Source organism: Kitasatospora sp. NPDC047058, assembly GCF_040643935.1.
Lineage (GTDB): Bacteria > Actinomycetota > Actinomycetes > Streptomycetales > Streptomycetaceae > Kitasatospora.
Map to the genome: position 1 here is coordinate 1 of NZ_JBEYVJ010000114.1, position 21,784 is coordinate 21,784.

Genomic DNA, 21,784 nt, shown 5'->3' on the forward strand with positions numbered 1-21,784 from the left:
CACTTCTGGGGGCCCTCCCCCCCCGCCCCCCCCCCCACTTGGCAGTTGACGTCGAATCAGAGCACCTGGAGGTTCTTCCGCAGCTCGAACGGGGTGACCTCGGAGCGGTACTCCTCCCACTCCTGGCGCTTGTTTCTCAGGAAGAAGTCGAACACGTGCTCGCCGAGGGTCTCGGCGACCAGCTCGCTGCGCTGCATCAGGTCGATGGCCTCGCCGAGGTTCTGCGGCATCGGCTGGATGCCGAGGGCGCGGCGCTCGGAGTCGGTGAGGGCCCAGACGTCGTCGTCGGCGCCCGGGGGCAGCTCGTAGCCCTCCTCGATGCCCTTGAGGCCGGCGGCGAGGGTGACGGCGTAGGCGAGGTAGGGGTTGCAGCCGGTGTCGAGGGAGCGGACCTCGATCCGGGTGGAGCCCTGCTTGCCGGGCTTGTACATCGGCACCCGGATCAGCGCCGAGCGGTTGTTGTGGCCCCAGCAGATGTACGAGGGGGCCTCGCCGCCGGCGCCCGCGGTGCGCTGCGAGCCGCCCCAGATCCGCTTGTAGGAGTTCACCCACTGGTTGGTAACGGCGGCCGTCTCGGCGGCGTGCTTCAGCAGGCCGGCAATGAACGAGCGGCCGACCTTGGAGAGCTGGTACTCGGCGCCGGACTCGTGGAAGGCGTTGCGGTCGCCCTCGAAGAGCGAGAGGTGGGTGTGCATGCCCGAGCCGGGGTGGTCGGAGAACGGCTTCGGCATGAAGCTGGCGTGCACGCCCTGCTCCAGCGCGACCTCCTTCATGACCAGGCGGAAGGTCATGATGTTGTCGGCGGTGGAGAGCGCGTCGGCGTACCGCAGGTCGATCTCCTGCTGGCCGGGGGCGCCCTCGTGGTGGGAGAACTCCACCGAGATGCCCATCGACTCCAGCATGGTGATCGCCTGGCGGCGGAAGTCGTGACCCACCCCGCGCGGGGTGTGGTCGAAGTAGCCGGAGTGGTCGGCGGGGATCGGCGGGGTGCCGTCGCCGGGCAGGTTCTTCAGCAGGAAGAACTCGATCTCGGGGTGGGTGTAGAAGGTGAAGCCCAGGTTGGACGCCTTCTCCAGGGTGCGCTTCAGCACGAAGCGCGGGTCGGCGAAGGAGGGCGAGCCGTCCGGCATCAGGATGTCGCAGAACATCCGGGCCGTTCCGGGCGTCTCGGAGCGCCAGGGCAGGATCTGGAAGGTGGTCGGGTCCGGCTTGGCGATCATGTCGGACTCGTAGACGCGGGCGAAGCCCTCGATCGCCGAGCCGTCGAAGCCGATGCCCTCCTCGAAGGCCTGCTCCAGCTCGGCCGGCGCCACGGCCACCGACTTCAGGAACCCGAGCACGTCGGTGAACCACAGCCGGACGAAACGGATGTCACGCTCTTCGAGCGTACGAAGCACGAACTCCTGCTGCTTGCCCATGGGGACAGTCTCACCTCTGCTCTTTACGTTCGTGTTACGCCCGGAAACCACCCGAGAGCGACTGCCCCCATCATGGCGGATCACGGCCGCCGAGGGCAGCGGCGACCCCCGTCCGAGGACATTGCGTCAGTTAGACGATTAGACTCGGACCATGCCCAATCTCCGTCTCGCCCTGAGCCAGATCGACCCCTGGGTCGGTGACATCGCCCGCAACAGCGATGAGGTGGTGCAGTGGACCAAGCGGGCCGCCGAGGCCGGCGCCCAGCTGGTCGCCTTCCCCGAGATGGTCCTGACCGGGTACCCGGTCGAGGACCTCGCGCTGCGCCGCTCGTTCGTCGAGGCCTCCCGGTCCGGGCTGGCCGAGCTGGCCGGCCGGCTGGCGGCCGAGGGGCTGGGCGGGCTGCCGGTGGTGGTCGGCTACCTCGGCCGCTCCGAGCACGCCTCGCCGCGGTTCGGCCGCCCGGCCGGGTCGCCGCAGAACTGCGCCGCCGTGCTGTACGGGGGCGAGGTGGTCACCCGGTTCGCCAAGCACCACCTGCCCAACTACGGCGTGTTCGACGAGTACCGCTGGTTCGTCCCCGGCGACCAGCTGCCGGTGCTGCGGCTGCACGGGGTGGACGTGGCGCTGGCGATCTGCGAGGACATCTGGCAGGACGGCGGCCGGGTGACCGCCGCCCGCGAGGCCGGAGCCGGCCTGCTGCTCGTGATCAACGGCTCGCCGTACGAGCGGAACAAGGACGACGTCCGGCTGGAGCTGGTGCGGCGGCGAGCCGCCGAGGCGGGCTGCCCGCTGGCGTACGTCAACATGGTCGGCGCCCAGGACGAGCTGGTCTTCGACGGCGACTCGGTCGTGGTCGGTGCGGACGGCGAGGTGCTGGGCCGCTCCCCGCAGTTCGAGGAGCACCTGCTCGTGCTGGACCTGGACCTGCCGGCCGCCGCCGGCGACCACACCGACGGGCTGCTGCTCGGCGACGGCCTGCACCTGGTCCGCACCGAACTGGTCCGCACCGAACCGGGCGGCGGGGAGTGGAACGCGGCCACCACGGGGGCGACCGCGGCCGAGGGCCCGGGGACGCTGCGGGCCGAGGTGGCCCCGCGGCTCTCGGACGAGGCCGAGATCTGGGCCGCGCTGGTCTCCGGCACCCGGGCGTACGTGCACAAGAACGGCTTCGGCTCGGTGCTGATCGGCCTGTCCGGCGGCATCGACTCGGCGCTGGTGGCGAGCATCGCGGTGGACGCGCTCGGCGCCGGGAACGTGCACTGCGTCTCGATGCCGAGCCGGTACTCGTCGCAGCACTCCAGGGACGACGCGGCCGAGCTGGCCCGCCGCACCGGGCTGCACTTCCGGACGGTCCCGATCGCACCGATGTTCGACGCCTACCTGGCGGCCACCGAGCTGACCGGTCTGGCCGAGGAGAACCTGCAGTCCCGGCTGCGCGGCACCCTGCTGATGGCGATCTCCAACCAGGAGGGGCACATCGTGCTCGCGCCCGGCAACAAGAGCGAGCTCGCGGTCGGCTACTCCACGCTGTACGGCGACTCGGTCGGCGCGTACGGGCCGATCAAGGACGTCTACAAGTCGCTGGTCTTCCGGCTGGCCCGCTGGCGCAACGAGGAGGCGGAGCGGCGCGGCGAGGTGCCGCCGATCCCGGAGAACACCATCGGCAAGCCGCCGTCCGCCGAGCTGCGGCCGGACCAGGTGGACACCGACTCGCTGCCCGACTACGACCTGCTGGACACCGTGCTCGACCTCTACGTCGAGGGCGACCAGGGCCGGGACGCGATCGTGGCGGCCGGCTTCGACCCCGCCGTGGTGGACCGCGTCGTCCGGCTGGTCGACACCGCCGAGTACAAGCGGCGGCAGTACCCGCCGGGCCCGAAGATCTCGGCCAAGGGCTTCGGCCGGGACCGCCGCCTCCCGATCACCAACCGGTGGCGCCGGGGCTGAGCCCTAGGTCCTGTCCGGTCGATCTTGCCGGATCAGCGCGCGGCGTTGGGCGCCCGGCAAGATCGGCCGGACAGGGCCTAGTACCTGTAGGTGGCGGCCACCGCGAGGTGGTCGCTGCCGTCCCGGCCCAGGGTGCGGGAGTCGGTGGGCTGCAGACCGCCCTTGCTCATGATCTGGTCGATCCGGGCCATCGGGAAGGACGCCGGCCAGCTGAAGCCGAAGCCGTCGCCGGCCGCGCCCTGGGCCGAGCGCATCTGCGAGGTGACCGGGGCGAGGCTGCGGTCGTTCATGGTGCCGTTGAGGTCGCCGAGCAGCAGCACCTTCTTGAGCGGCTCGGCCTCGATCGCGTCGCCGAGGGCCTGGGCGCTGGCGTCCCGCTGGTGGACCGTGAAGCCGCCCTCGGCCTTCAGCCGGACCGAGGGCAGGTGCGCGACGTAGACCGCGAGCGGGCCCTGCGGGGTGGTGACCTGGGCCCGGAACGCCCTGGTCCAGCCCATCTTGATGTCCACCACCGAGACCCCGCCGATCGGGTACTTGGACCAGAGGCCGACGGTGCCCTCGACGGCGTGGTACGGGTAGGCGTCGGCCAGCCCGGTCTCGTAGCCGCGCAGCGCCTTGCCGGCCAGCTCCTGCAGGGCGACGATCTGCGCGCCGGAGTCCTTGAGCAGCTTCACCGTGGTCCGGGTGTCGGTGTTGGCGGCGGCCACGTTGTGGCTGACCACCGTCCAGTCGCCGGTACCGCCGCTCTTGTCGGTGAGCAGCCCGCCGAACATGTTGAGCCAGAGCAGCACCGGCACCAGCAGCGCGACCAGCGCCGTCGCGGAGCGGCGCAGCAGGGCGGGCACCAGCAGCAGTGGGACGGCCAGGCCGAGCCAGGGCAGGAAGGTCTCCAGCAGGCTGCCGAGGTTGCCGACGGTGTTGGGCACCTCGGAGTGGAAGGCGAGCAGGGCCGCGGTGAGCAGGGCGAGGGCGGCGACGGCCAGTCCGCGCCGCCAGGTGGTGCTGCCCCGGCCGTCCCGGCCCCAGCCGCGCAGGCCCAGGAAGCCCGCACCCGGGGAACCCGAACCGCCGGAGCCCGTACCGCCGAAGTCCGCGCCGCCGGAGCCCGCAGCGCCGGAGCCCGCAGCGCCGAAGTCCGCGCCGCCGGAGCCCGCAGTGCCGGAGCCCGCAGCGCCGAAGTCCGTGCTGGCGGAGTCCGTACCCGCGGAGCCGTCAGGGCGGGGGCCCGCGCCGCCGGAGCCGTCAGGGCGGGCGCCGGGGCCGTCGGCGGTGCCGGGGCCGCTGCCCCCCGCCTCCGGTGCCGCCGTCCGGTCCGCCCTGTCCGCCTGCGTCATGCCGTGGCTCCCGTCGTTCGTTCCGTCTGCCGGTCCGGTGTGCGCCGCCGGCGGGCGGGCGCGAGCGCCGGACAGGTGCCGGTTTGATCGGATTCCCGGCTCAGCCTATGCCGGGACAGACGCGGGTCCGGTGGAGCGGGTTCCGGCGCGGCCCGGATTGGTGAGCCAGGCCACGCCGGACGGCCCGGACGGGTACGGTGGCGGCCGGCGCCGGCCGGATCCGGAATGTTCGCGTCCGGAAAGGCGCAGGTCAGCCCCGCTCGGCCGGCCCGCCGCGGTCGGCCTTCCCGCGCCGGGCGGCCGGACCGGCCAGGCCCTCCAGCAGCGCGTCGACCATCCGCCCGGCCAGCGTCGGGTCGTCCAGGTCGGAGTCGTCCCAGAGGATGCTGCGGGCGAGGATCGGGCCGAGCAGCAGGTCACCGAGCAGCTCGTCGTCGAGGTCGGAGCGGAGCTCGCCCTCGGCGATGCCGCGGAGGATCACCTCACGGGCGCGCTGCCGCCGCGGCATGATCACCCGTTCGCGGTAGGCGGCGTGCAGCTCGGGCCAGCTGTGCATCTGACTGAAGGCGGCCTTGAGCACCCAGCGGGAGCGCTTGGTCAGGCCGCGGATCCGCATGTACTCGATCACCGCCACCAGCTCGTCGCGGGCGGAGCCGCCGGTGGACTCGGGCAGCGGCGCCTCCAGCCGGCTGACCATGTCGACCAGCAGGGCCTCCTTGTTGGGCCAGCGCCGGTAGATGGTGGCCTTGCCGACGCCGGCGGCGGTGGCGATGCCCTCGATGGTCAGCTCGGTCAGGCTGGTGCCGCCCGCCATGAGTTCCTCGACGGCGGTGAAGATGGCCTGCTCCGCCGCCTCACTGCGCGGGCGGCCCCGACGCGGGCCGGCGCAGGTCGGCTCGGCCGTCGTGTCCGTCTTCATCCCGCTTGTTCTCCCTCGATGCTCGCGGGCGCGCGGCGCCGTTCCCACTCCCGATTGTCGTCCGCGCCCCGGCGCGGTGGAAGCCGCGGTGCGGACGGGGCCCCGCCCGTCCGGAGGGTTCCGGGCGGGCGGGGCCCCCATTCTCGCTCAGCGTGACCGTGGCACGGGCACCCGCGGGGCCCGCGGGGTCACCGGCCGGACACCCGCGGTCACCGCTCAGGCGTCCGCGGCCTCGGTGGCCCGGGCCGGCTCGGCACGGTCGGCCGTCTTCTCCGGGGCGGGGGCACCGCCGGGGGCACCAGGGCCGCCGGCCGGCAGCCGGCCCGGCAGCAGGAACCAGGCGAGCAGCGCACCGACCACGGTGACGCCGGCGGAGAGCCCGGCCACCACGTGCATGGCGCTGATGAAGGAGTCGTTGGCCGGGCCGACCAGGTCGGCGCCCTGCGGACCGAGCCGGCCGGCGACGGCCAGGGTGGCCTCCAGGGACTCGCCCGCCTTCTCGCGCAGCGCCTCGGTCGGCAGCCGGTCCAGCTTGTCGGCCATGCCGTCGCGGTAGACGGTGGAGAGCACCGCGCCGAGCACGGCGACCCCGAGCGAGCCGCCGACCTGGCGGAAGGTGTTGTTGATCGCCGAGCCGGCACCGGCCTTCTCGCGCGGCAGCGAGCCCATGATGGCGACGGTGACCGGCGGCATGACGTGCGCCATGCCGGCGCCCATCAGCAGGCCGAGCACCACCAGCACCCAGATCGGGGTGTCGACGTCCAGCAGCTGGTAGCCGACGAAGCCGGCCGCGATCAGCGCCATGCCGGCGGCGCAGGTGGCGCGGACGCCGAAGCGGTCGACCACCAGCCGGGCGCGGGGCGCGAACACCAGCTGGGCGACGGCCAGCGGCAGCATCAGCACACCGGCCTGGAGCGCGCTGTAGCCGCGCACGCTCTGGATGTAGAAGACGCCGAAGAAGGAGACGCCCATCAGCGCGAAGAACACCACGCCGACGACCACCACGGAGGCGCTGAACACCTTGTTGCGGAACCAGGTGACGTCCAGCGCGGGGTGCGCCGTGCGCTTCTCGAACCAGACGAAGGCGACCAGCGCCACCAGACCGACCAGCATCGGCACCCAGGCCCCGGCCGCGGTGAAGTCGGCCAGCTCGCCGCCCTTGATGATGCCGTAGATCAGCGCGACCAGGCCGATGATCGAGAGCAGCACGCCGACCGGGTCGAGCCGGCCCGGGTTCGGGTCCTTGGATTCCGGCACCAGCAGCGCCATCGCGACCACGGCGACGACCACGATCGGGACGTTGATCAGGAAGACCGAGCCCCACCAGAAGTGCTCGATCAGCAGGCCGCCGGTGATCGGGCCGATGGCGATGGCCAGGCCGACCGCGCCGGCCCAGATGCCGATCGCCTTGGGCTGCTCGGAGCGCTCGAAGACGTTCATGATGATGGCCAGCGTGGCCGGCATCGCCAGCGCGCCGCCGACGCCCATCAGGGCGCGGTAGCCGATGAGTTCACCGGGCGAGGCGGCCAGCGAGGACAGCAGCGAGGCGACCCCGAAGACCACCATGCCGGCCAGCAGCGCACGCTTCCGGCCGAACCGGTCCCCGAGCAGGCCGGCCGTGAACAGCAGCCCGGCGAAGACCAGGGTGTAGGAGTTGATCGACCATTCCAGGTCGCTCTGGCTGGCGCCGAGGCCGACGGGCGCCGGGGTCGCGATGGTCTTCATCGCGACGTTGAGGATCGAGTTGTCGAGGACGACGACGAGCAGGGCGAGCACGAGGGTGCAGAGGATCGCCCAGCGCCGACGGTGGATGGCTTCCGGCACACGGGGTGGCGCGGCTGCGGTGGTCATTGCGGTTCCCGTCCGTGGTGGTGTGTCACTGGCGGGCAATTCCGAGTCGTGAGCGTCTCGTAACCCCCCGAACAGCGTAGCGCCGATTTTCGATACGAGACGACTCCGTTTCGTAAAGTTAGGGCAAAGGACCGCACCCGCACCGACACACCGGACGCCCCGGTGTGTCCTGGATCGCACCGCACGCGGTGCACGCCTCTTTGCGCCCGTGCCGGGTCGTGCAAGCATGGAGGTGATCCGGGGACGCCATTCGGCGCCACGAGACGACAACCCTTCAGGAGCCTGTTCGATGAACGCTTCTTCGCCTTCGCCTGCCCAGAACCAGGCGTCGACCGCCACGCTCTACGGCGGGGTCACCAACCGCCGCGTCACCGTCCGCGACCTCGCCGCCGCCAAGCAGCGCGGCGAGAAGTGGTCGATGCTCACCGCCTACGACGCCCTCACCGCGGGCGTCTTCGACGAGGCCGGCACCCCCGTGCTCCTGGTCGGCGACTCGGCGGGCAACTGCCACCTCGGCTACGAGACGACCGTACCGGTGACCATGGATCAGATGGTGATGCTCTCCGCCGCCGTCGTCCGCGGCACCAAGCGGGCCATGATCGTGGCCGACCTGCCGTTCGGCTCCTACCAGGAGTCCCCCGCGCAGGCCATGCGCAACGCCGCCCGGCTGATGAAGGAGGCCGGGGTCGGGGCGGTCAAGCTGGAGGGCGGCGAGCGCAGCGCCCGCTCGATCGAGCTGCTGGTCGAGGCCGGCGTCCCGGTGATGGCGCACATCGGGCTCACCCCGCAGTCGGTGCACGCCTTCGGCGGCTACCCCGTCCAGGGGCGCGGCGACGAGGCGGCGCACCAGCTGCTGCGCGACGCGAAGGCCGTCCAGCAGGCCGGCGCCTTCGCCGTCGTCCTGGAGGCCGTGCCCGCCGAGCTGGCCGCGCAGGTGACCGGGCAGCTGGCCATCCCCACCGTCGGCATCGGCGCCGGCGTCGACTGCGACGCGCAGGTCCTGGTCTGGACGGACTTCGCCGGCATGACCGCCGGCCGGGTGCCGAAGTTCGTCAAGCAGTACGCCAACCTGCGGGCCGTGCTCGCCGACGCCGCCCGCGCGTTCGCCGACGACGTGCAGTCCGGCACCTTCCCGGCGGCGGAGCACACCTTCCACTGACGGAAGGCCAGGCCGCTCCGGCCGCAGGGCCCCGCTCCCGTCCTCGGGGAGCGGGGCCCGTTGCCGTCCCCGGCAGCCGCACGACAGCCGGACGACAGCGACGCGACAGCGGGATGACAGCGGCCCGCCGGACCCGGCCGGGCGGTGACAGCCCGCTGACAGCCGGGCCGGACAGCCTGGGGGCATGACACGAATCGCCAACACCCCGACCGACCGGGGGCCCGCCCGGGGCAACGCCGTGGAGGTCCGCGGCATCGTCAAGCACTACGGCGACACCAAGGCGCTCGACGGCGTCGACCTCTCCGTCCGCGAGGGCACCGTGCTCGGGGTGCTCGGCCCCAACGGCGCCGGCAAGACGACCCTGGTCCGCGTCCTCTCCACGCTGATCAAGCCGGACGCCGGCACCGCCTTCGTCGGCGGCTACGACGTGCTGCGCCAGCCCCAGCAGCTGCGCCGCACCATCGGCCTCACCGGCCAGTACGCCTCCGTCGACGAGCTGCTCTCCGGGTACGAGAACCTCTACCTGATCGGCCGGCTGCTCGACCTCTCCCGCAAGGACGCCAAGGCCCGCGCCACCGAGCTGCTGGAGCGCTTCTCGCTCACCGAGGCGGCCGGCCGGGTGGCCAAGACCTACTCCGGCGGCATGCGCCGCCGGCTCGACCTGGCCGCCTCCATGATCGGCCGGCCCCGGGTGCTCTACCTGGACGAGCCCACCACCGGCCTGGACCCGCGCACCCGCAACGAGGTCTGGGACGAGGTGCAGCGGATGGTCGCCGAGGGCGCCACCGTGCTGCTCACCACCCAGTACATGGAGGAGGCCGAGCAGCTCGCCGACGAGCTGACCGTGATCGACCGCGGCCGGGTGATCGCCAACGGCGGCGTGGCCGAGCTCAAGGCCAGGGTCGGCGGCCGGACCCTGCAGGTCCGCCCGGTCCACCCGGCCGAGCTGCCGGAGATGGCCCGCTGCCTGCACGAGACCGGCATCGCCGCCGCCACCTTCTCCGCCGACACCGGCCTGCTCTCGGTGCCGATCACCGGCGAGGAGCAGCTCACCGCCGTGGTCGGGGTGCTCGGCACCCGCGGCTTCGCCATCGCCGGCATCGACACCAAGGTGCCCAGCCTGGACGAGGTCTTCCTCGCCATCACCGGCAAGCCCGCCGACGTCGCGGACGCCGCCCCCAGCCTCGCCAAGGAGCCCGTCGCATGACCACCGCAACCCTCTCCCCCGCCCGGGTGGAGGACACCCGGATCGGCGTGGCCGGCACCCTGCGCCACATCGGCGCCCTGACCCGCCGCAACCTGATGCGGATCAAGGCGGACCCGGAGTCGATGTTCGACGCGGTGCTGATGCCGATCATCTTCACCGTGCTGTTCGTCTACGTGTTCGGCGGCGCGATGATGGCCGGCGACCCGGACCGCTACAAGCAGTACATGATCCCGGGCCTGATGGGGCAGACCGGCCTGACCCTGGCCATGGCCGTCGGCACCGGGCTGAACAGCGACTTCCAGACCGGCGTGATGGACCGGTTCCGGACCCTGCCGATCGGCCGCGCCTCGGTGCTGCTCTCCAAGATCATGGCGGAGATCTGCCGGGCGCTGGTCTCCTTCGCCATCATGATCGTCTTCGCGCTCTGCATCGGCATGGAGATCAAGACCGGCCCGCTGGAGGTGCTCGCGGCGATCGGCCTGTCGCTGGCGTTCGGCATGTCGATCGTCTGGATCTCGATGCTGCTCGGCATGTCGCTGCGGAGCGCGCAGGCCGTCCAGGGGGTGTCCATGCTCGTCCTGATGCCGATGCAGTTCGGGAGCTCGATCTTCGCGCCGACCGACACCATGCCGGGCTGGCTGCAGTCCTTCACCAAGGTGAACCCGCTGTCGGCGCTCGCCGACGCCTGCCGCGCGCTGTTCAACGGCGAGGGCGCGGTGGCCCACCCGGTGCTGATCGTGCTGGGCTGGTCGATCGGCATCACCGCGGTCTTCGCCCCGCTGGCCGTGGCCCGGTTCCGCAAGCGGACCTGAGGCCCCGGCACCCCTGCCACCGACCGGCTGACCCGTGGGGACGGGGTCAGCCGGCCGGCCGGTTCGCCATCATGTCCAGCAGGGTGTTGGTCTGGTGCACCGACAGCCCTACGCCCTCGGCCAGCGCGGCCTCGAACGCCGCGTCACCGAGCAGCTCCCGCAGGCACGCCAGGGACCGCTCCCGCTCGACCCGGTCCAGGTAGCCGCCCTTCGGCCCGTTCAGCCCGCTGTGCGCGCCGAGCAGGACGGCGGCCCGGCGGGCCATTTCGAGGTCGCCGTCGCGCTCGGCGAAGGCCCGCAGCACCCCCGCCACCGGCGGCACCAGCATCACCGACATCTGCTCCGCGAAGCCGCTCAGCGCGCCCTGCACGGTCCGCAGCAGCCTCCGCCCCTCGTAGACCAGTCGGAGGCCCGCCTCGGGATCCCCGGCCCGGGCGACGATCCAGCCGCGGGAGACCGTCAGCATCCCGCCGACCACGTCCGGGGCGAACGCGCCGGCCCTGGTCCAGCGCAGCTCGTCCAGCTCGGCCAGGGCCACGTCGTACTCGCCGCGCTGGGCGTGGATGCCGCACAGCATCAGCCGGCCGAACAGCAGTGCGCCGTTGGTCGCCTGGTTCGTGCCGGGCACGATGTCCGCCACGGCCTCCCGGATGGTCCGCTCGCCCTCGGCGAGGTCCCCGTCCAGCAGTGCGCCGCCCAGGTGCACCCGCAGCATCGGCACCTCCTGCGGGGCGCCCAGCTCCTCGGCCAGGCCGATCGCCCGCCGGTACGCCTCGGCCGCCTCCGCCGACCGGCCCTGGTTGGCCATCGACTCGCCGCGCGCCGCCAGCGCCTGGGACATCCCCCAGAGGTCGCCGGCGCTGCGGAACAGCTCCAGTGACTCGTCGCCGTCCCGGATGCTCTGCTCGGCACCACCCGGCCAGTCGTTCAGCATCTTGGCCCGGATCTGCAGGATGAACGCCAGGTCCACCGGGGAGCCGTGGACGCGGCAGCCCGCCACCGCGTCGTCCAGCAGGTCCCGCATCTCGTCCATCCGGCCGGTCAGGAACGCGGTGAACACCCGCATCAGCCCGGGGAAGCGGTACGCCTGCGGCAGGTCCGGGGTGTAGAGGTCGAGCAGGTTCCGGCCGACGACGACCGCCCGCTCGTCCCCCAGCACGTCGAGGTTGCCCTCGAACAGGCTGACCAGCCGGTACATCGCGACCATCCGGCGGGCCTCCTCGCGCACCCCGTCCGGCAGCGGCACGCCGTACTCCAGGATGCCGCGCTCCAGCGGCACCGGGCGCGGGGCGTCCGGGGCGAACGGGTCCGGCCCGAGCGCCGCGACCGCGTCGTACCAGGCCCTGGCCTCCAGGCTGTAGCCGCGCAGCGACCAGTACCAGCTCATGCCGAGCGCGAGGACCAGCGCCTCCTGCTCGTCGCCGAGGTCCACCGCCCGGCGCAGCGCGACCCGGATGTTGTCCTGCTCGCGCTCCAGCACCGCCAGCCAGTCCAGCTGTTCCGGGCCGTGGACGGACATGTCGGCGGTGCGGACCAGCTCGCGGAAGTGCTCCAGGTGCCGGCGCTCGACCCCGGCCCGCTCGGCGGCCTCGGCCAGCCGTTCCCCGGCGTACTCGTGGATGGTCTCCAGCATCCGGTAGCGCGGCGGGCCGTCCTCGCCCAGGTCGGCCGCCAGCAGGGACTTGTCGACCAGCGAGAACAGCTGGTCGGCGACCTCCTCGCGGGGCACCTCGGTCTCGTCGGCGCAGATCGCCTCGGCGTCCTCCAGCGTCCAGCCGCCGGCGAACACCGAGAGCCGGCGCAGCACCGCCCGTTCGCGCTTGCCGAGCAGGTCCCAGCTCCAGTCGACCACGGCGCGCAGGGTCTGCTGGCGCGGCAGCAGGGTGCGGCTGCCGCCGGTGAGCAGGGCGAACCGGCCGTCCAGGCGGTCGGCGATCTGACGGGCCGTCATCACCCGGAGCCGGGCGGCGGCCAGTTCGATGGCGAGCGGCAGGCCGTCCAGCCGGCGGCAGATCTCGGCGCAGGCCGCCGGGTCGCTCTGCGGGTCGAAGCCGGGGCGGGCGGCGGCGGCGCGCTCGGCGAGCAGCCGCAGCGCCACCGGGTCGGGCAGCGGCTCGACCGGCAGGACGGTCTCGCCGGGCACGCCGAGCGGCTCGCGGCTGGTGGCCAGGACGGTCAGGCCGGGGCACTCGGCGAGCAGCTGGTCGGCGAGGTCGGCGGCGGCCTGGATCAGGTGCTCGCAGTTGTCCAGGACGAGCAGCATCCGGCGGTGGCCGCAGTGGTCGACCAGGCGGCGCAGCGGGTCCTCGGTGCGGGTCTCGATCACCTCGGTGACCATGCTGCTGCCGGTGTGCAGGACGGTCTCGCGCAGGCCGAGCGCGGAGACCACCGCGGCCGGGACGGCGGCCGGGCTCTCCAGCGGGGCGAGCTCGGCCAGCCAGACGCCGTCCGGCCAGCGCCCGGCGCCCTGTTCGGCACGGCCGGCCTCGATCGAGAGCCTGGTCTTGCCGGAGCCGCCGGGGCCGGTCAGGGTGACCAGCCGGCTGTCCGTCAGGGTGGAGCGCAGGGCGGCGAGATCGCCCTCCCGGCCGACGAAGCTGGTGAGCCGGCCGCGCAGGTTGCCCGCGCCGCGGGACGGCCCGGGCGCCGGCGGTCCGGCCGGCTCGCGGGCGGGATCGCGGACTGGGGCCGGCTCGCGGGCGGGGGTGCGGACCGGGGAGGGCTCGCCGGCCGCCGGGGCGGTCCCGCCCGTCGGCGGCCCACCCGCCGAGGGCGGCCGGGGCGCCTCCACCGGTGCGAGCAACTCGGCGTAGACGGCCTGGAGTTGGCGGCCCGGGTCGACGCCCAGCTCGTCCGCCAGGGCGCGTCTGGTCCGCTCGTAGTGCTGCAGCGCCTCGGCGGTGCGGCCGCTCTCGTGCAGCGCACGGACCATCAGGTACTGCAGCGACTCGTCCAGCGGCTGACGTTCGCACAGCTCGGCGAGCTCGGCGAGCAGTTCGGCGGCCCGGCCGAGGCCCAGGTCGGCGGTGATCCGGTGCCGGCCGGCCTCGTCCCGCTGGGCCTCCAGCCGGGTGGCGGGGCCGCCGCGGTCGGGCAGGTCGGCCAGGGCGGGGCCGCGCCAGAGCGCCAGGGCGGCCCGCAGCCGCTCGGCGGCCAGCGCGTGGTCGGCCGTCTCCAGGGCCCGGCGGCCCTCGCCGGCCAGCCGCTGGAACTCGCCGAGGTCGGTCCGCGGCTCGACCAGCCAGTAGCCCGCCGGGCCGGAGCCGACCCGGTCCCGGCCGATGGTGCGGCGCAGCCGCCCGACCAGGGTCTGCAGCGCGGCGGAGGAGTCCTGCGGCGGCTCGGTGTCCCACACCTCCTCCACCAGGAGGTCGGCCGGCACCGGCCGGCCGTCCCGCAGGGCCAGCGCGGCGAGCAGCGCACGCAGCCGTGCCCCGCCGAGCGGCACGGGCGTGCCGTCGTCGTGGTGGGCCGTGGTGGTACCGAGGATGCCGTAGTGCACCCGCCCATTCTGGTCGATGGCCGCGACCGCCACGCACATTTGTCCGGGCCCGCTCCCCGGCGGACGCGGAACCGGCGCGGGGGCGCCGTACGTTCACCGTGGACGGCTTGTCCGGCAACGGGCCCGCCCGGCATGATCGGTCCCTGACCGTCCCCAGACACCCCGGAGCTCCCACACCATGACCTTCGCCGCAACGCAGCGCTCGCGCAGCGAGGACCGCCGGATCAGCCCGGTGTTCTGGGTGCTGCTCGCGATACTCGCCACGTCCGGCTGGGCGGTCTACTCGGGGTACGGCAACGCCCGGTTCGGGGTGTTCCTGTTCGTGGTGGCCGGCTGGATGGTCTCGCTCTGCCTCCACGAGTACGCGCACGCCCGGACCGCGCTGCACGGCGGCGACCTCACCGTCGGGGCCAAGGGCTACCTGACGCTGAACCCGCTCAAGTACGCCAACGTCCTGCTCAGCTTCGTCCTGCCGATCATCTTCGTGATCCTCGGCAACATCGGCCTGCCCGGCGGCTCGGTCTGGATCGAGCGGCACCGGATCCAGGGGCGGCTCAAGCACAGCCTGATCTCGGCGGCCGGCCCGCTGGTGAACCTGGTCTGCGCGGCGCTGCTACTGGTCCCGGTCGGCGCGGGCTGGCTGGACGACCCGGCCACCCTGGTCGAGTGGCACGGCATCCAGCTCCCCTACTCGCCGCTCGCCTGCGCGTTCGCCTTCCTCGGCCTGCTCCAGCTGAGCGCGGCGCTGCTGAACCTGCTGCCGGTACCGGGCTTGGACGGCTACGGGATCGTCGAGCCGTGGCTGTCCTACCAGACCCGGCGGGCGGTCGAGCCGTTCGCGCCGTACGGGATGCTGGCGGTGTTCGCACTGCTCTGGCAGCCCGAGGTGAACCGGTTCTTCTTCGACGGGGTGTACGGGCTGATGCACCTGTTCGGCGTCAGCGACGACAACCTCGCCGGCCTCGGCGGGGACCTGTTCCGGTTCTGGCGGGACTAGGGCGCTGTTCGGCCGGGTAGGGCTCAGCCCTGCTCGGCAGCGGCCTTCGTGAGCTTCGCGCGGCGCACGTTCAGCCAGAGGACGTTGCTGGCGATACCGGCCAGCGGGAGCCAGATCAGCCCGATCCACCAGCCCTGCACCACGGAGACCACGGCGGCGGCCAGGGCGAGGGCGACGACGATCGAGGCGAGCAGGGACGTGCGGGGCATGGCGTGGCTCCTAGCGCGGACTGACGGTCGCCACCCATTGTCGCCGACCTCACCTCCGGAGCGGGTCCAGGGGTGAGGCCGGCCCCCGGCGCGTCCCGGGGCCTTCCGGGAGCGCCCGGGGCTGCCGGATCAGACGTCGGTGATCCGCAGGCCCGCGTGGGCCTTGTACCGGCGGTTGACCGAGATCAGGTTGGCGACCAGCGACTCCACCTGGTGGGCGTTGCGCAGCCGGCCGGCGAAGATGCCGCGCATCCCCGGGATCCGCCCGGCCAGCGCCTGCACGATGTCGGTAGCGGCGCGCTCGTCGCCGAGCACCATCACGTCGGTGTCGATCCGCTCGATCGCCTCGTCCTGGAGCAGGACGGCCGAGAGGTGGTGGAAGGCGGCGGTGACCCGGGAGTCCGGCAGCAGCGCGGCGGCCTGCTGGGCGGCACTGCCCTCCTCGGGCACCAGTGCGTACGCGCCCTGCTTGTCGAAGCCGAGCGGGTTGACGCAGTCCACCACGATCTTGCCGGCCAGCTCCTCGCGCAGCGCGGAGAGGGTGGCGGCGTGCCCGTCCCAGGGGACGGCGACGATCACGATGTCGCTCTCCCGCGCGGTGGCCGCGTTGTCGGCGCCGCGCACGCCGAGGCCGAGGGCGGCCGCCGAGGCCTCGGCCCGGGCGGCGTCGCGCGAGCCGATGATCACCCGCTGGCCGGCCCTGGCCAGCCGCAGGGCGAGCCCCCGCCCCTGGTCGCCGGTGCCGCCGAGGACGCCGACCACCAGCTGCGAGACGTCCGGCAGCTCGTGGGCCGGGTTTGTCGCTGAATCGAGGGAAGTCATGGGCCGATCCTGCCAAACACCCGACCCGCCGCGACATCCTGTGCCCCATGGACGCGGTGAGAGTTTCGGCACTCCGGGAACGGCTGGCCGGCACGGGCTGGCTGGAGGCGGTCGGCGGCTTCGCCGGCTCGCTGCGGCACGCGGTGGGGCGGCGCGGTGCGGACGGGCTGCTGCTGGTGGGCACCGAGGCCTACGAGCCCTGGCACCTGGCCGCCCACCTGGAGGACGAGGCCGCCTGGTCGGACGTCCCCCGGCTGGCGCCGACCCTGCTGCGGCACCACGTCCCGGAGCGCGCCCCGGCCCACCTGGCGCACGGCCTGCGGCGGCTGACCGAGGCCGGCCGCCGGGCGACGGTCCTGGTGGTGGCACCGGCGGCGGCCGGGGCCGGCCTGCTGGAACGGGTGCAGGACGCCCGGCGCGGCGGTGCGACGGTGCTCGCCCTGGACGGCACTACCGGGCCGACCGACCTGGCCGGGCTGGCTCACGAGCGGCTCGCCGTCGGCACCGCCGAGGAGGAGCCGTTCGACCTCGCCCAGCACCTGGTCAGCACGGCCGCGGGCGGGCCCCCGGCCCGCCGCTCCCCGCTCGGCCGGCTGGCCGACCTCGCCGGCCGGCTCACCGCGGGGCCGTCGATCAGCCGTTGGTAGGCCGCGGCGGGGCGGGCGGGGAACGCGACCAGGGCGGGCGTCGCAAAAGTAAGTGACACCTGGCAGCTGCACCTATTACGCTGACTCCGTTCAGACACACCGGACGGAGGGGTGGCCGTGCTCGAAACCACGACGGGGAACGTCGTCCGCAGCTGGGTCGACGGGTGGGTCGTGTCGCGGTCGGCGGCGCCACCCGTGGTCGAACCCTGGGGCTACACCGTCGACGTGGGCGTGGCCGGCCACGTCACCCGGCACGTCCTCGACGCCACCGGCGGCGCCGTACGGGAGGCCGACGTCCGCAAGGTCGCGGGTGCGGTCCGCGCCGGGGGGACGTGGCTCAAGGTCTTCGCCGACCCGGCGGTCGTCGCCCCCTGGCTGGGGCCCGACTGGTGGATCGACCCCGAGCCCGGCTACCTGATGACCGCTCCCCTGGCGCCGGCGCCCGCCCACCGGCCGACCGCCCCGGACGGCTACCGCCTGCGCACCTGGTCCCGCGGCGGCGTGATCCGCGTTCTGGTCACCGGGCCCGACGGTGCCCTGGCGGCCCGCGGCCAGATCGCCCCCACCGGCGCGACCGCCGTCGTCGACCAGATCGAGACCTCGCCCGGGCACCAGCGGCGCGGCCTCGGCAGCCTGGTCGTCCGCACGCTCACCACGGCCGCCCACGACCAGGGCGCCCGGACCGGCGTCCTGGCCGGCACCCCGGACGGCCACGCCCTCTACACCGCCCTCGGCTGGCACGTCCTGGCACCGCTGACCAGCGCGAAGTACCAGGGCCCCGAAGGCGGCTGACGGCTACTCGGGCCGGCCGTCCTCCTCCGTCCGGTCGCTCCAGCGCGGGTCGTTCTTCCACTCGCGGTTGCGCTCGTCGGCGGTCTCCAGCGCGTGGGCGGCCTCCTCGCGGGTGGCGTACGGGCCCAAGCGGTCCTTGGCCGGGCACTCCGGGCCCTCCTCCACCTTGGCGTGCTTGATGCAGTAGAACCACTCGCCCGGCTTGCCGGTCGGCTTGCGGTGGAATCCCAGGGGCATGGCGCTCACTCCCGTTCGGCGCGGTAGGTCGTACCGATCATTCCCCGGCCGGGGCGGCTCCGCACACCCCCCGGGCGGAGCAGGGCCGGCGGATAGACTCGCGGCCATGGCTCTCGTACCCGGCATCCAGTCCCCCACCCGCAAGGTCCCGGCGCACATCGCGCGCCCCGAGTACGTCGGCCGGCCCGCGCCGGCGCCGTACACCGGGCCCGAGGTGCAGACCGCCGAGACGATCGAGAAGATGCGGATCGCGAGCCGGATCGCCGCCCGGGCGATGGAGGAGGCCGCCAAGCTGATCGCGCCGGGCGTCACCACCGACGCGCTGGACGTCGTCGCCCACGAGTACATGTGCGACCACGGCGCCTACCCGTCCGACCTCGGCTACCGCGGCTTCCCGAAGTCGATCTGCACCTCGGTCAACGAGGTGATCTGCCACGGCATCCCGGACTCGACCGTGCTGCAGGACGGCGACATCGTCAACATCGACGCCACCGCCTACATCCACGGGGTGCACGGCGACCTCAACGCCACCTACCTCTGCGGTGACGTGGACGAGGAGTCCCGGCTGCTGGTCGAGCGGACGCGGGAGTCCCTCAACCGGGCGATCAAGGCGGTCAAGCCGGGCCGGCAGGTCAACGTGATCGGCCGGGTGATCGAGTCCTACGCGAAGCGCTTCGGCTACGGCGTGGTGCGGGACTTCACCGGGCACGGCATCAACACGTCGTTCCACTCCGGCCTGATCATCCCGCACTACGACAGCGAGCGGGCCACCGAGGTGATCAAGCCCGGGATGACCTTCACCATCGAGCCGATGCTCACCCTGGGCACCTACGACTACGAGATCTGGCCGGACGGCTGGACCGTCGTCACCAAGGACCGCAAGCGCACCGCCCAGTTCGAGCACACCCTCGTGGTCACGGCGGACGGCGCGGAGATCCTCACCCTGCCGTAGTCACCCGGGGCGTCCCGCACCGGGTGCGTGGGCGGCCGGTCAGCCGATCAGCCACTGCTCCTCGGCGACCGCGCCCACCTCGGTGCAGGCGTCGGTCAGCACGTCCAGGACGCGCAGCGGGTCCGGCAGGGGCTGCTCGGGCCCGCGCAGCCACCGCACCTCGGAGCCGTCCGGCAGCGCGGCCGGCGGCAGCAGGGTGTACGAGCCGCGGCAGTGCCAGCGCAGGCCGGGGTGCTCCGACATGGTGTCCGGGGTGGAGTCGAGCGCGCTCGGCCACCACTCGTCCTCGTCCACCGGGGTGCCCCGGGTGGCGGTGAAGAACAGGTAGCGGTCCTCGCCGACGGCGGCCACCGGGCCCCCGACGCCCTGCGCGGTCAGCCGCTCCAGCGCCAGCCGGCCGGCCTCGGCGGGCACGTCCAGCACGTCGTGGGCGCGGCCGGTGGCGGTGATGAAGTTGGCCTGAGGGTCCCGGGAGAGCCAGCGGCCGACCTGCTCCGGGTCGGTGGTCGCCTGCGTCTGCCAGGCGAACGAGACCGGGTGCTGGGCGGGGGCCGGACAGGCGACCCGGTCACAGGAACACCGGTAGCCGGCCGGGTGCGCGGCGGGCGCCAGCGGGAATCCGGCGCGCACGGCGCCGAGCAGCTGATCCAGTCGGGCGGCCGGACCGTCCGCGTCGGCCGGGCGGGCCCGCTGACGATCACGCTTCTGCCACCAGGTCGTCCACCTGCTGCCGGATTCCATCGGGCCCCTCTCCGCGCACTGCCGTGCCTGGTGTGACACAGCACTCGACGTACCACTCGACGCAACGCACGGCGCCCCCGCTTGCTTCCCGAGGTGGTGCCGGCCCTGCTGTCCCCGCCCTGCCGGCCGGAGCCGGGGTCATCCGGACGGCCGACGCCCGGGTCACGGTACGGAGTCACGGCAGCACGCAGGCTGCGGCTCGGCGGCCCGGCGGGCACACCGACGTGCCCCTGACCCGGCCCGTACGGGGCCCGCTGACCCGGGTGAACCCCGAGGGCGTAACAGGAAGGATAAGGGTGCGCGGGGCCTCCGGATGACCGGGGGCGGTGCCTCTCCGGTCACACTCCCGGCACCCGCACGTCACAAGCCCTCCGCGGGACCGCCGCGCGGCGCCGGCCACCCGCACGGGGGTGAGACCCTGGTGGGGTGAAGAGCGCGGACACCGAATTCGTCGGCGGGCCCCTGGACGGCCGGATCCTCCCGATCCCGCTGGGGCCGATGTACGGCGTGCCCAAGACCTACAAGGTGCCGGTCCCCGCGCACGGGGAGAATCCCGCGCGCACACTGGTCTACGTCCGGTCGAAGCAGGTGCGGGGCGCCCGCTGGTACTGGCGTTACGAGTACGACGAGGCGGCCAGCGCCCGCGCCTCCGGGTGACGGCCGCCGCTCTCCCCGGAGGGTGGCCATGGCCAGGACCGCACGACCCCACCGCCCCAGGACCAGGTCCGAAGCGGTGACGCACCACAACCGCCGGGCGGCCGCGGTCACCGCCGGACTGCTGGTCGTGATCAGCGTCTACAGCGCCGCACTCGGCCCGAACGGCTGGCTCTGGTTCGGCTGGACGGTGCTGCTGCTCGTGTGCGTGGGGCTGTTCGTCGTCCGCCCCTGAGCAGCCGCACCGTCCGCCGTTCTGTTTCCCGGCACGTCAGTCATCCCCGACGGCCGGTCAGTCGTCCTCGGCGAGGATCAGGTAGAGCTTCTTGCGGGCCTCGTTGAGCACCGCGAGGCCCTTGGCGCGCTGCGCCTCCGTCCCCGTCGTCATGACCTGCCGGATCGCGTGGTCGACCGCGCCGAGCGCCTGGCCGACCTCCTGGACGGCCTCCCAGTCGACCTCACGGCCGGCCTCCGCCCACGGCTCGGCCGGCCCCGCCTCGGCCTCGGCCCGGCCCGCCTCGGTGAGCGAGACCAGCCGCTTGCCGCCCACCTCCTCGGCGGTGATCAGGCCCTCCTCCTCCAGCAGCTGGAGGTTCGGGTAGATCGAACCCGGGCTCGGCCGCCAGGCACCGTTGGTCCGCTCGGTGATCTCGGCGATCATCTCGTAGCCGTGCATCGGCCGCTCGCGGAGCAGCGCGAGCAGCGAGGCGCGCACGTCACCGCGCCGGGCCCGGCCGCCGCGCCGGCCGCGCGGACCGTGCCCGCGGCCCCCGTGCCCGCGGAAGCCGGGGCCGAACGGCCCGCCCGGCGGGCGCCCCGGCCCGAACGGCGGCGGGCCGAAGGCGCCGAACGCGCCCCGCCCCTCGAAGCCCTCCCCGGGCACCCCTTCGAACTCCGGGCCCGGCCCGCGGCGCCTGCCGCCGCGGGGGCCCTCGTCACGGAATCGTCGTCCTGAGCGCATGGCTCGTCCTCCTTCGTTCACGGCGACCGCCCTTCACGATCGCCCGGACAGTCGTGTCACTGTCTCGATAGTTCGACGATATATCGGTGACTGTCGTCCGTCAACGGTTTCCGACACGGTCGGCCACCCGGCCGCCGCACCGGGCCGCGCGGCGGCCCAGCCGTTACGGTGGCGGGCATGGCCGGTGAACGAGACCTTGCGACCCTGCTGCGCGGGATGCGCCCGCAGCTCAATCCGGGGCGGTACGTCTACTGCACGCTGCCCGCGAAGGTGCCCGCCGGGATGCGGCCGGTGGTGACGGTCGCCGAGCCCGAGGGGGTGACGGTGGTGGTGGCCCAGGAGGAGGCGGACGCACTCGGCCTGCCCTACGCGTACGTGGCCGCCTGGATCACGCTGCAGATCCACTCGGCGCTGGAGGCCGTCGGCCTGACCGCCGCCGTGGCGGGCCGGCTGGCCGAGGAGGGCATCAGCTGCAACGTGGTGGCCGGCTTCCACCACGACCACCTGTTCGTCGCCGCCGGGGACGCCGAGCGGGCGGTACGGGCCCTGGAAGGCCTGTCGGCCGCTTCCGGCTGACGCCCCGGCAGCCGCGCCGGCCGGCCTCCGGCGGGCCCGCCCGGCC

21 protein-coding genes are annotated in these 21,784 nt (G+C 73.6%); 11 read left to right on the plus strand and 10 right to left on the minus strand.

What is annotated here, in order from left to right; genetic code table 11:
- Window positions 1-56: 56 nt before the first annotated feature.
- Window positions 57-1,418: a type I glutamate--ammonia ligase gene (glnA, locus tag ABZ885_RS18865; protein WP_360189423.1), complete on the minus strand. Its 1,362-nt coding sequence runs from the start codon at window positions 1,416-1,418 to the stop codon at window positions 57-59.
- 151 nt (window positions 1,419-1,569) lie between these two features.
- Here glnA and ABZ885_RS18870 point away from each other — a divergent pair, with 151 nt between their 5' ends.
- Entirely contained in the window at window positions 1,570-3,366 is a 1,797-nt protein-coding gene (locus tag ABZ885_RS18870) for an NAD+ synthase (RefSeq protein WP_360189425.1), read from the plus strand.
- Between the two features lie 77 nt (window positions 3,367-3,443).
- Here ABZ885_RS18870 and ABZ885_RS18875 read toward each other — a convergent pair whose 3' ends face one another.
- From ABZ885_RS18875 to ABZ885_RS18885, 3 genes are all read right to left on the minus strand, one after another.
- Window positions 3,444-4,700, minus strand: coding sequence for an endonuclease/exonuclease/phosphatase family protein (locus tag ABZ885_RS18875; protein WP_360189428.1), 1,257 nt, complete (start codon window positions 4,698-4,700; stop codon window positions 3,444-3,446).
- A 250-nt stretch (window positions 4,701-4,950) separates the two neighbouring features.
- Window positions 4,951-5,619 carry a TetR/AcrR family transcriptional regulator gene (locus ABZ885_RS18880; RefSeq protein ID WP_360189431.1) on the minus strand — a complete coding sequence of 223 codons (669 nt, stop codon included), beginning with the start codon at window positions 5,617-5,619 and terminating at the stop codon, window positions 4,951-4,953.
- A 216-nt stretch (window positions 5,620-5,835) separates the two neighbouring features.
- Window positions 5,836-7,470 (minus strand): MFS transporter, encoded by a 1,635-nt coding sequence (locus ABZ885_RS18885; protein ID WP_360189434.1) that lies wholly within the window; start codon window positions 7,468-7,470, stop codon window positions 5,836-5,838.
- Between the two features lie 289 nt (window positions 7,471-7,759).
- Here ABZ885_RS18885 and panB point away from each other — a divergent pair, with 289 nt between their 5' ends.
- From panB to ABZ885_RS18900, 3 genes are all read left to right on the plus strand, one after another.
- A complete protein-coding gene (panB, locus tag ABZ885_RS18890; RefSeq protein WP_360189436.1) occupies window positions 7,760-8,629 on the plus strand; it encodes a 3-methyl-2-oxobutanoate hydroxymethyltransferase in 870 nt (289 codons plus the stop codon).
- Window positions 8,630-8,813: 184 nt separating this feature from the next.
- Window positions 8,814-9,836 carry an ATP-binding cassette domain-containing protein gene (locus ABZ885_RS18895; protein ID WP_360189439.1) on the plus strand — a complete coding sequence of 341 codons (1,023 nt, stop codon included), beginning with the start codon at window positions 8,814-8,816 and terminating at the stop codon, window positions 9,834-9,836.
- The gene (locus ABZ885_RS18900; RefSeq protein ID WP_360189442.1) at window positions 9,833-10,648 is read left to right on the plus strand and encodes an ABC transporter permease; all 816 of its coding nucleotides are present in this window, start codon (window positions 9,833-9,835) and stop codon (window positions 10,646-10,648) included. Before ABZ885_RS18895 ends, ABZ885_RS18900 begins: the two co-directional genes overlap by 4 nt.
- A 46-nt stretch (window positions 10,649-10,694) precedes the next feature.
- On the opposite strand, the gene ABZ885_RS18905 is transcribed toward ABZ885_RS18900, so the two are convergent.
- Window positions 10,695-14,150 carry a BTAD domain-containing putative transcriptional regulator gene (locus ABZ885_RS18905; RefSeq protein ID WP_360189445.1) on the minus strand — a complete coding sequence of 1,152 codons (3,456 nt, stop codon included), beginning with the start codon at window positions 14,148-14,150 and terminating at the stop codon, window positions 10,695-10,697.
- Window positions 14,151-14,328: 178 nt separating this feature from the next.
- Here ABZ885_RS18905 and ABZ885_RS18910 point away from each other — a divergent pair, with 178 nt between their 5' ends.
- On the plus strand, window positions 14,329-15,147 hold the full coding sequence (locus ABZ885_RS18910; protein ID WP_360189448.1) for a site-2 protease family protein: 819 nt from the start codon (window positions 14,329-14,331) through the stop codon (window positions 15,145-15,147).
- Between the two features lie 23 nt (window positions 15,148-15,170).
- Here the strand turns inward: ABZ885_RS18910 and ABZ885_RS18915 are convergent, their stop codons facing one another.
- Both ABZ885_RS18915 and npdG read right to left on the minus strand, forming a co-directional pair.
- The gene (locus ABZ885_RS18915; protein WP_360189451.1) at window positions 15,171-15,356 is read right to left on the minus strand and encodes a hypothetical protein; all 186 of its coding nucleotides are present in this window, start codon (window positions 15,354-15,356) and stop codon (window positions 15,171-15,173) included.
- Between the two features lie 129 nt (window positions 15,357-15,485).
- The gene (npdG, locus tag ABZ885_RS18920; RefSeq protein ID WP_360189454.1) at window positions 15,486-16,178 is read right to left on the minus strand and encodes an NADPH-dependent F420 reductase; all 693 of its coding nucleotides are present in this window, start codon (window positions 16,176-16,178) and stop codon (window positions 15,486-15,488) included.
- A gap of 47 nt (window positions 16,179-16,225) precedes the next feature.
- On the opposite strand from npdG, the gene ABZ885_RS18925 reads away from it, so the two are divergent.
- Both ABZ885_RS18925 and ABZ885_RS18930 read left to right on the plus strand, forming a co-directional pair.
- Window positions 16,226-16,825: a hypothetical protein gene (locus ABZ885_RS18925; protein WP_360189457.1), complete on the plus strand. Its 600-nt coding sequence runs from the start codon at window positions 16,226-16,228 to the stop codon at window positions 16,823-16,825.
- A 117-nt stretch (window positions 16,826-16,942) separates the two neighbouring features.
- Window positions 16,943-17,617 (plus strand): GNAT family N-acetyltransferase, encoded by a 675-nt coding sequence (locus ABZ885_RS18930; protein ID WP_360189460.1) that lies wholly within the window; start codon window positions 16,943-16,945, stop codon window positions 17,615-17,617.
- A gap of 3 nt (window positions 17,618-17,620) precedes the next feature.
- Here the strand turns inward: ABZ885_RS18930 and ABZ885_RS18935 are convergent, their stop codons facing one another.
- Window positions 17,621-17,854 (minus strand): hypothetical protein, encoded by a 234-nt coding sequence (locus tag ABZ885_RS18935; RefSeq protein WP_360189463.1) that lies wholly within the window; start codon window positions 17,852-17,854, stop codon window positions 17,621-17,623.
- Window positions 17,855-17,960: 106 nt separating this feature from the next.
- On the opposite strand from ABZ885_RS18935, the gene map reads away from it, so the two are divergent.
- Entirely contained in the window at window positions 17,961-18,806 is an 846-nt protein-coding gene (map, locus tag ABZ885_RS18940; RefSeq protein ID WP_360189466.1) for a type I methionyl aminopeptidase, read from the plus strand.
- Window positions 18,807-18,845: 39 nt separating this feature from the next.
- Here map and ABZ885_RS18945 read toward each other — a convergent pair whose 3' ends face one another.
- Window positions 18,846-19,547: a bifunctional DNA primase/polymerase gene (locus tag ABZ885_RS18945; RefSeq protein ID WP_360189469.1), complete on the minus strand. Its 702-nt coding sequence runs from the start codon at window positions 19,545-19,547 to the stop codon at window positions 18,846-18,848.
- Between the two features lie 426 nt (window positions 19,548-19,973).
- Here ABZ885_RS18945 and ABZ885_RS18950 point away from each other — a divergent pair, with 426 nt between their 5' ends.
- Both ABZ885_RS18950 and ABZ885_RS18955 read left to right on the plus strand, forming a co-directional pair.
- Window positions 19,974-20,204, plus strand: coding sequence for a hypothetical protein (locus tag ABZ885_RS18950; protein ID WP_360189472.1), 231 nt, complete (start codon window positions 19,974-19,976; stop codon window positions 20,202-20,204).
- Window positions 20,205-20,280: 76 nt separating this feature from the next.
- The gene (locus ABZ885_RS18955) at window positions 20,281-20,436 is read left to right on the plus strand and encodes a hypothetical protein (protein ID WP_360189475.1); all 156 of its coding nucleotides are present in this window, start codon (window positions 20,281-20,283) and stop codon (window positions 20,434-20,436) included.
- 57 nt (window positions 20,437-20,493) lie between these two features.
- Here ABZ885_RS18955 and ABZ885_RS18960 read toward each other — a convergent pair whose 3' ends face one another.
- On the minus strand, window positions 20,494-21,162 hold the full coding sequence (locus ABZ885_RS18960; protein ID WP_360189478.1) for a PadR family transcriptional regulator: 669 nt from the start codon (window positions 21,160-21,162) through the stop codon (window positions 20,494-20,496).
- Window positions 21,163-21,339: 177 nt separating this feature from the next.
- On the opposite strand from ABZ885_RS18960, the gene ABZ885_RS18965 reads away from it, so the two are divergent.
- Entirely contained in the window at window positions 21,340-21,738 is a 399-nt protein-coding gene (locus ABZ885_RS18965) for an ACT domain-containing protein (protein WP_360189481.1), read from the plus strand.
- Window positions 21,739-21,784: the final 46 nt, after the last annotated feature.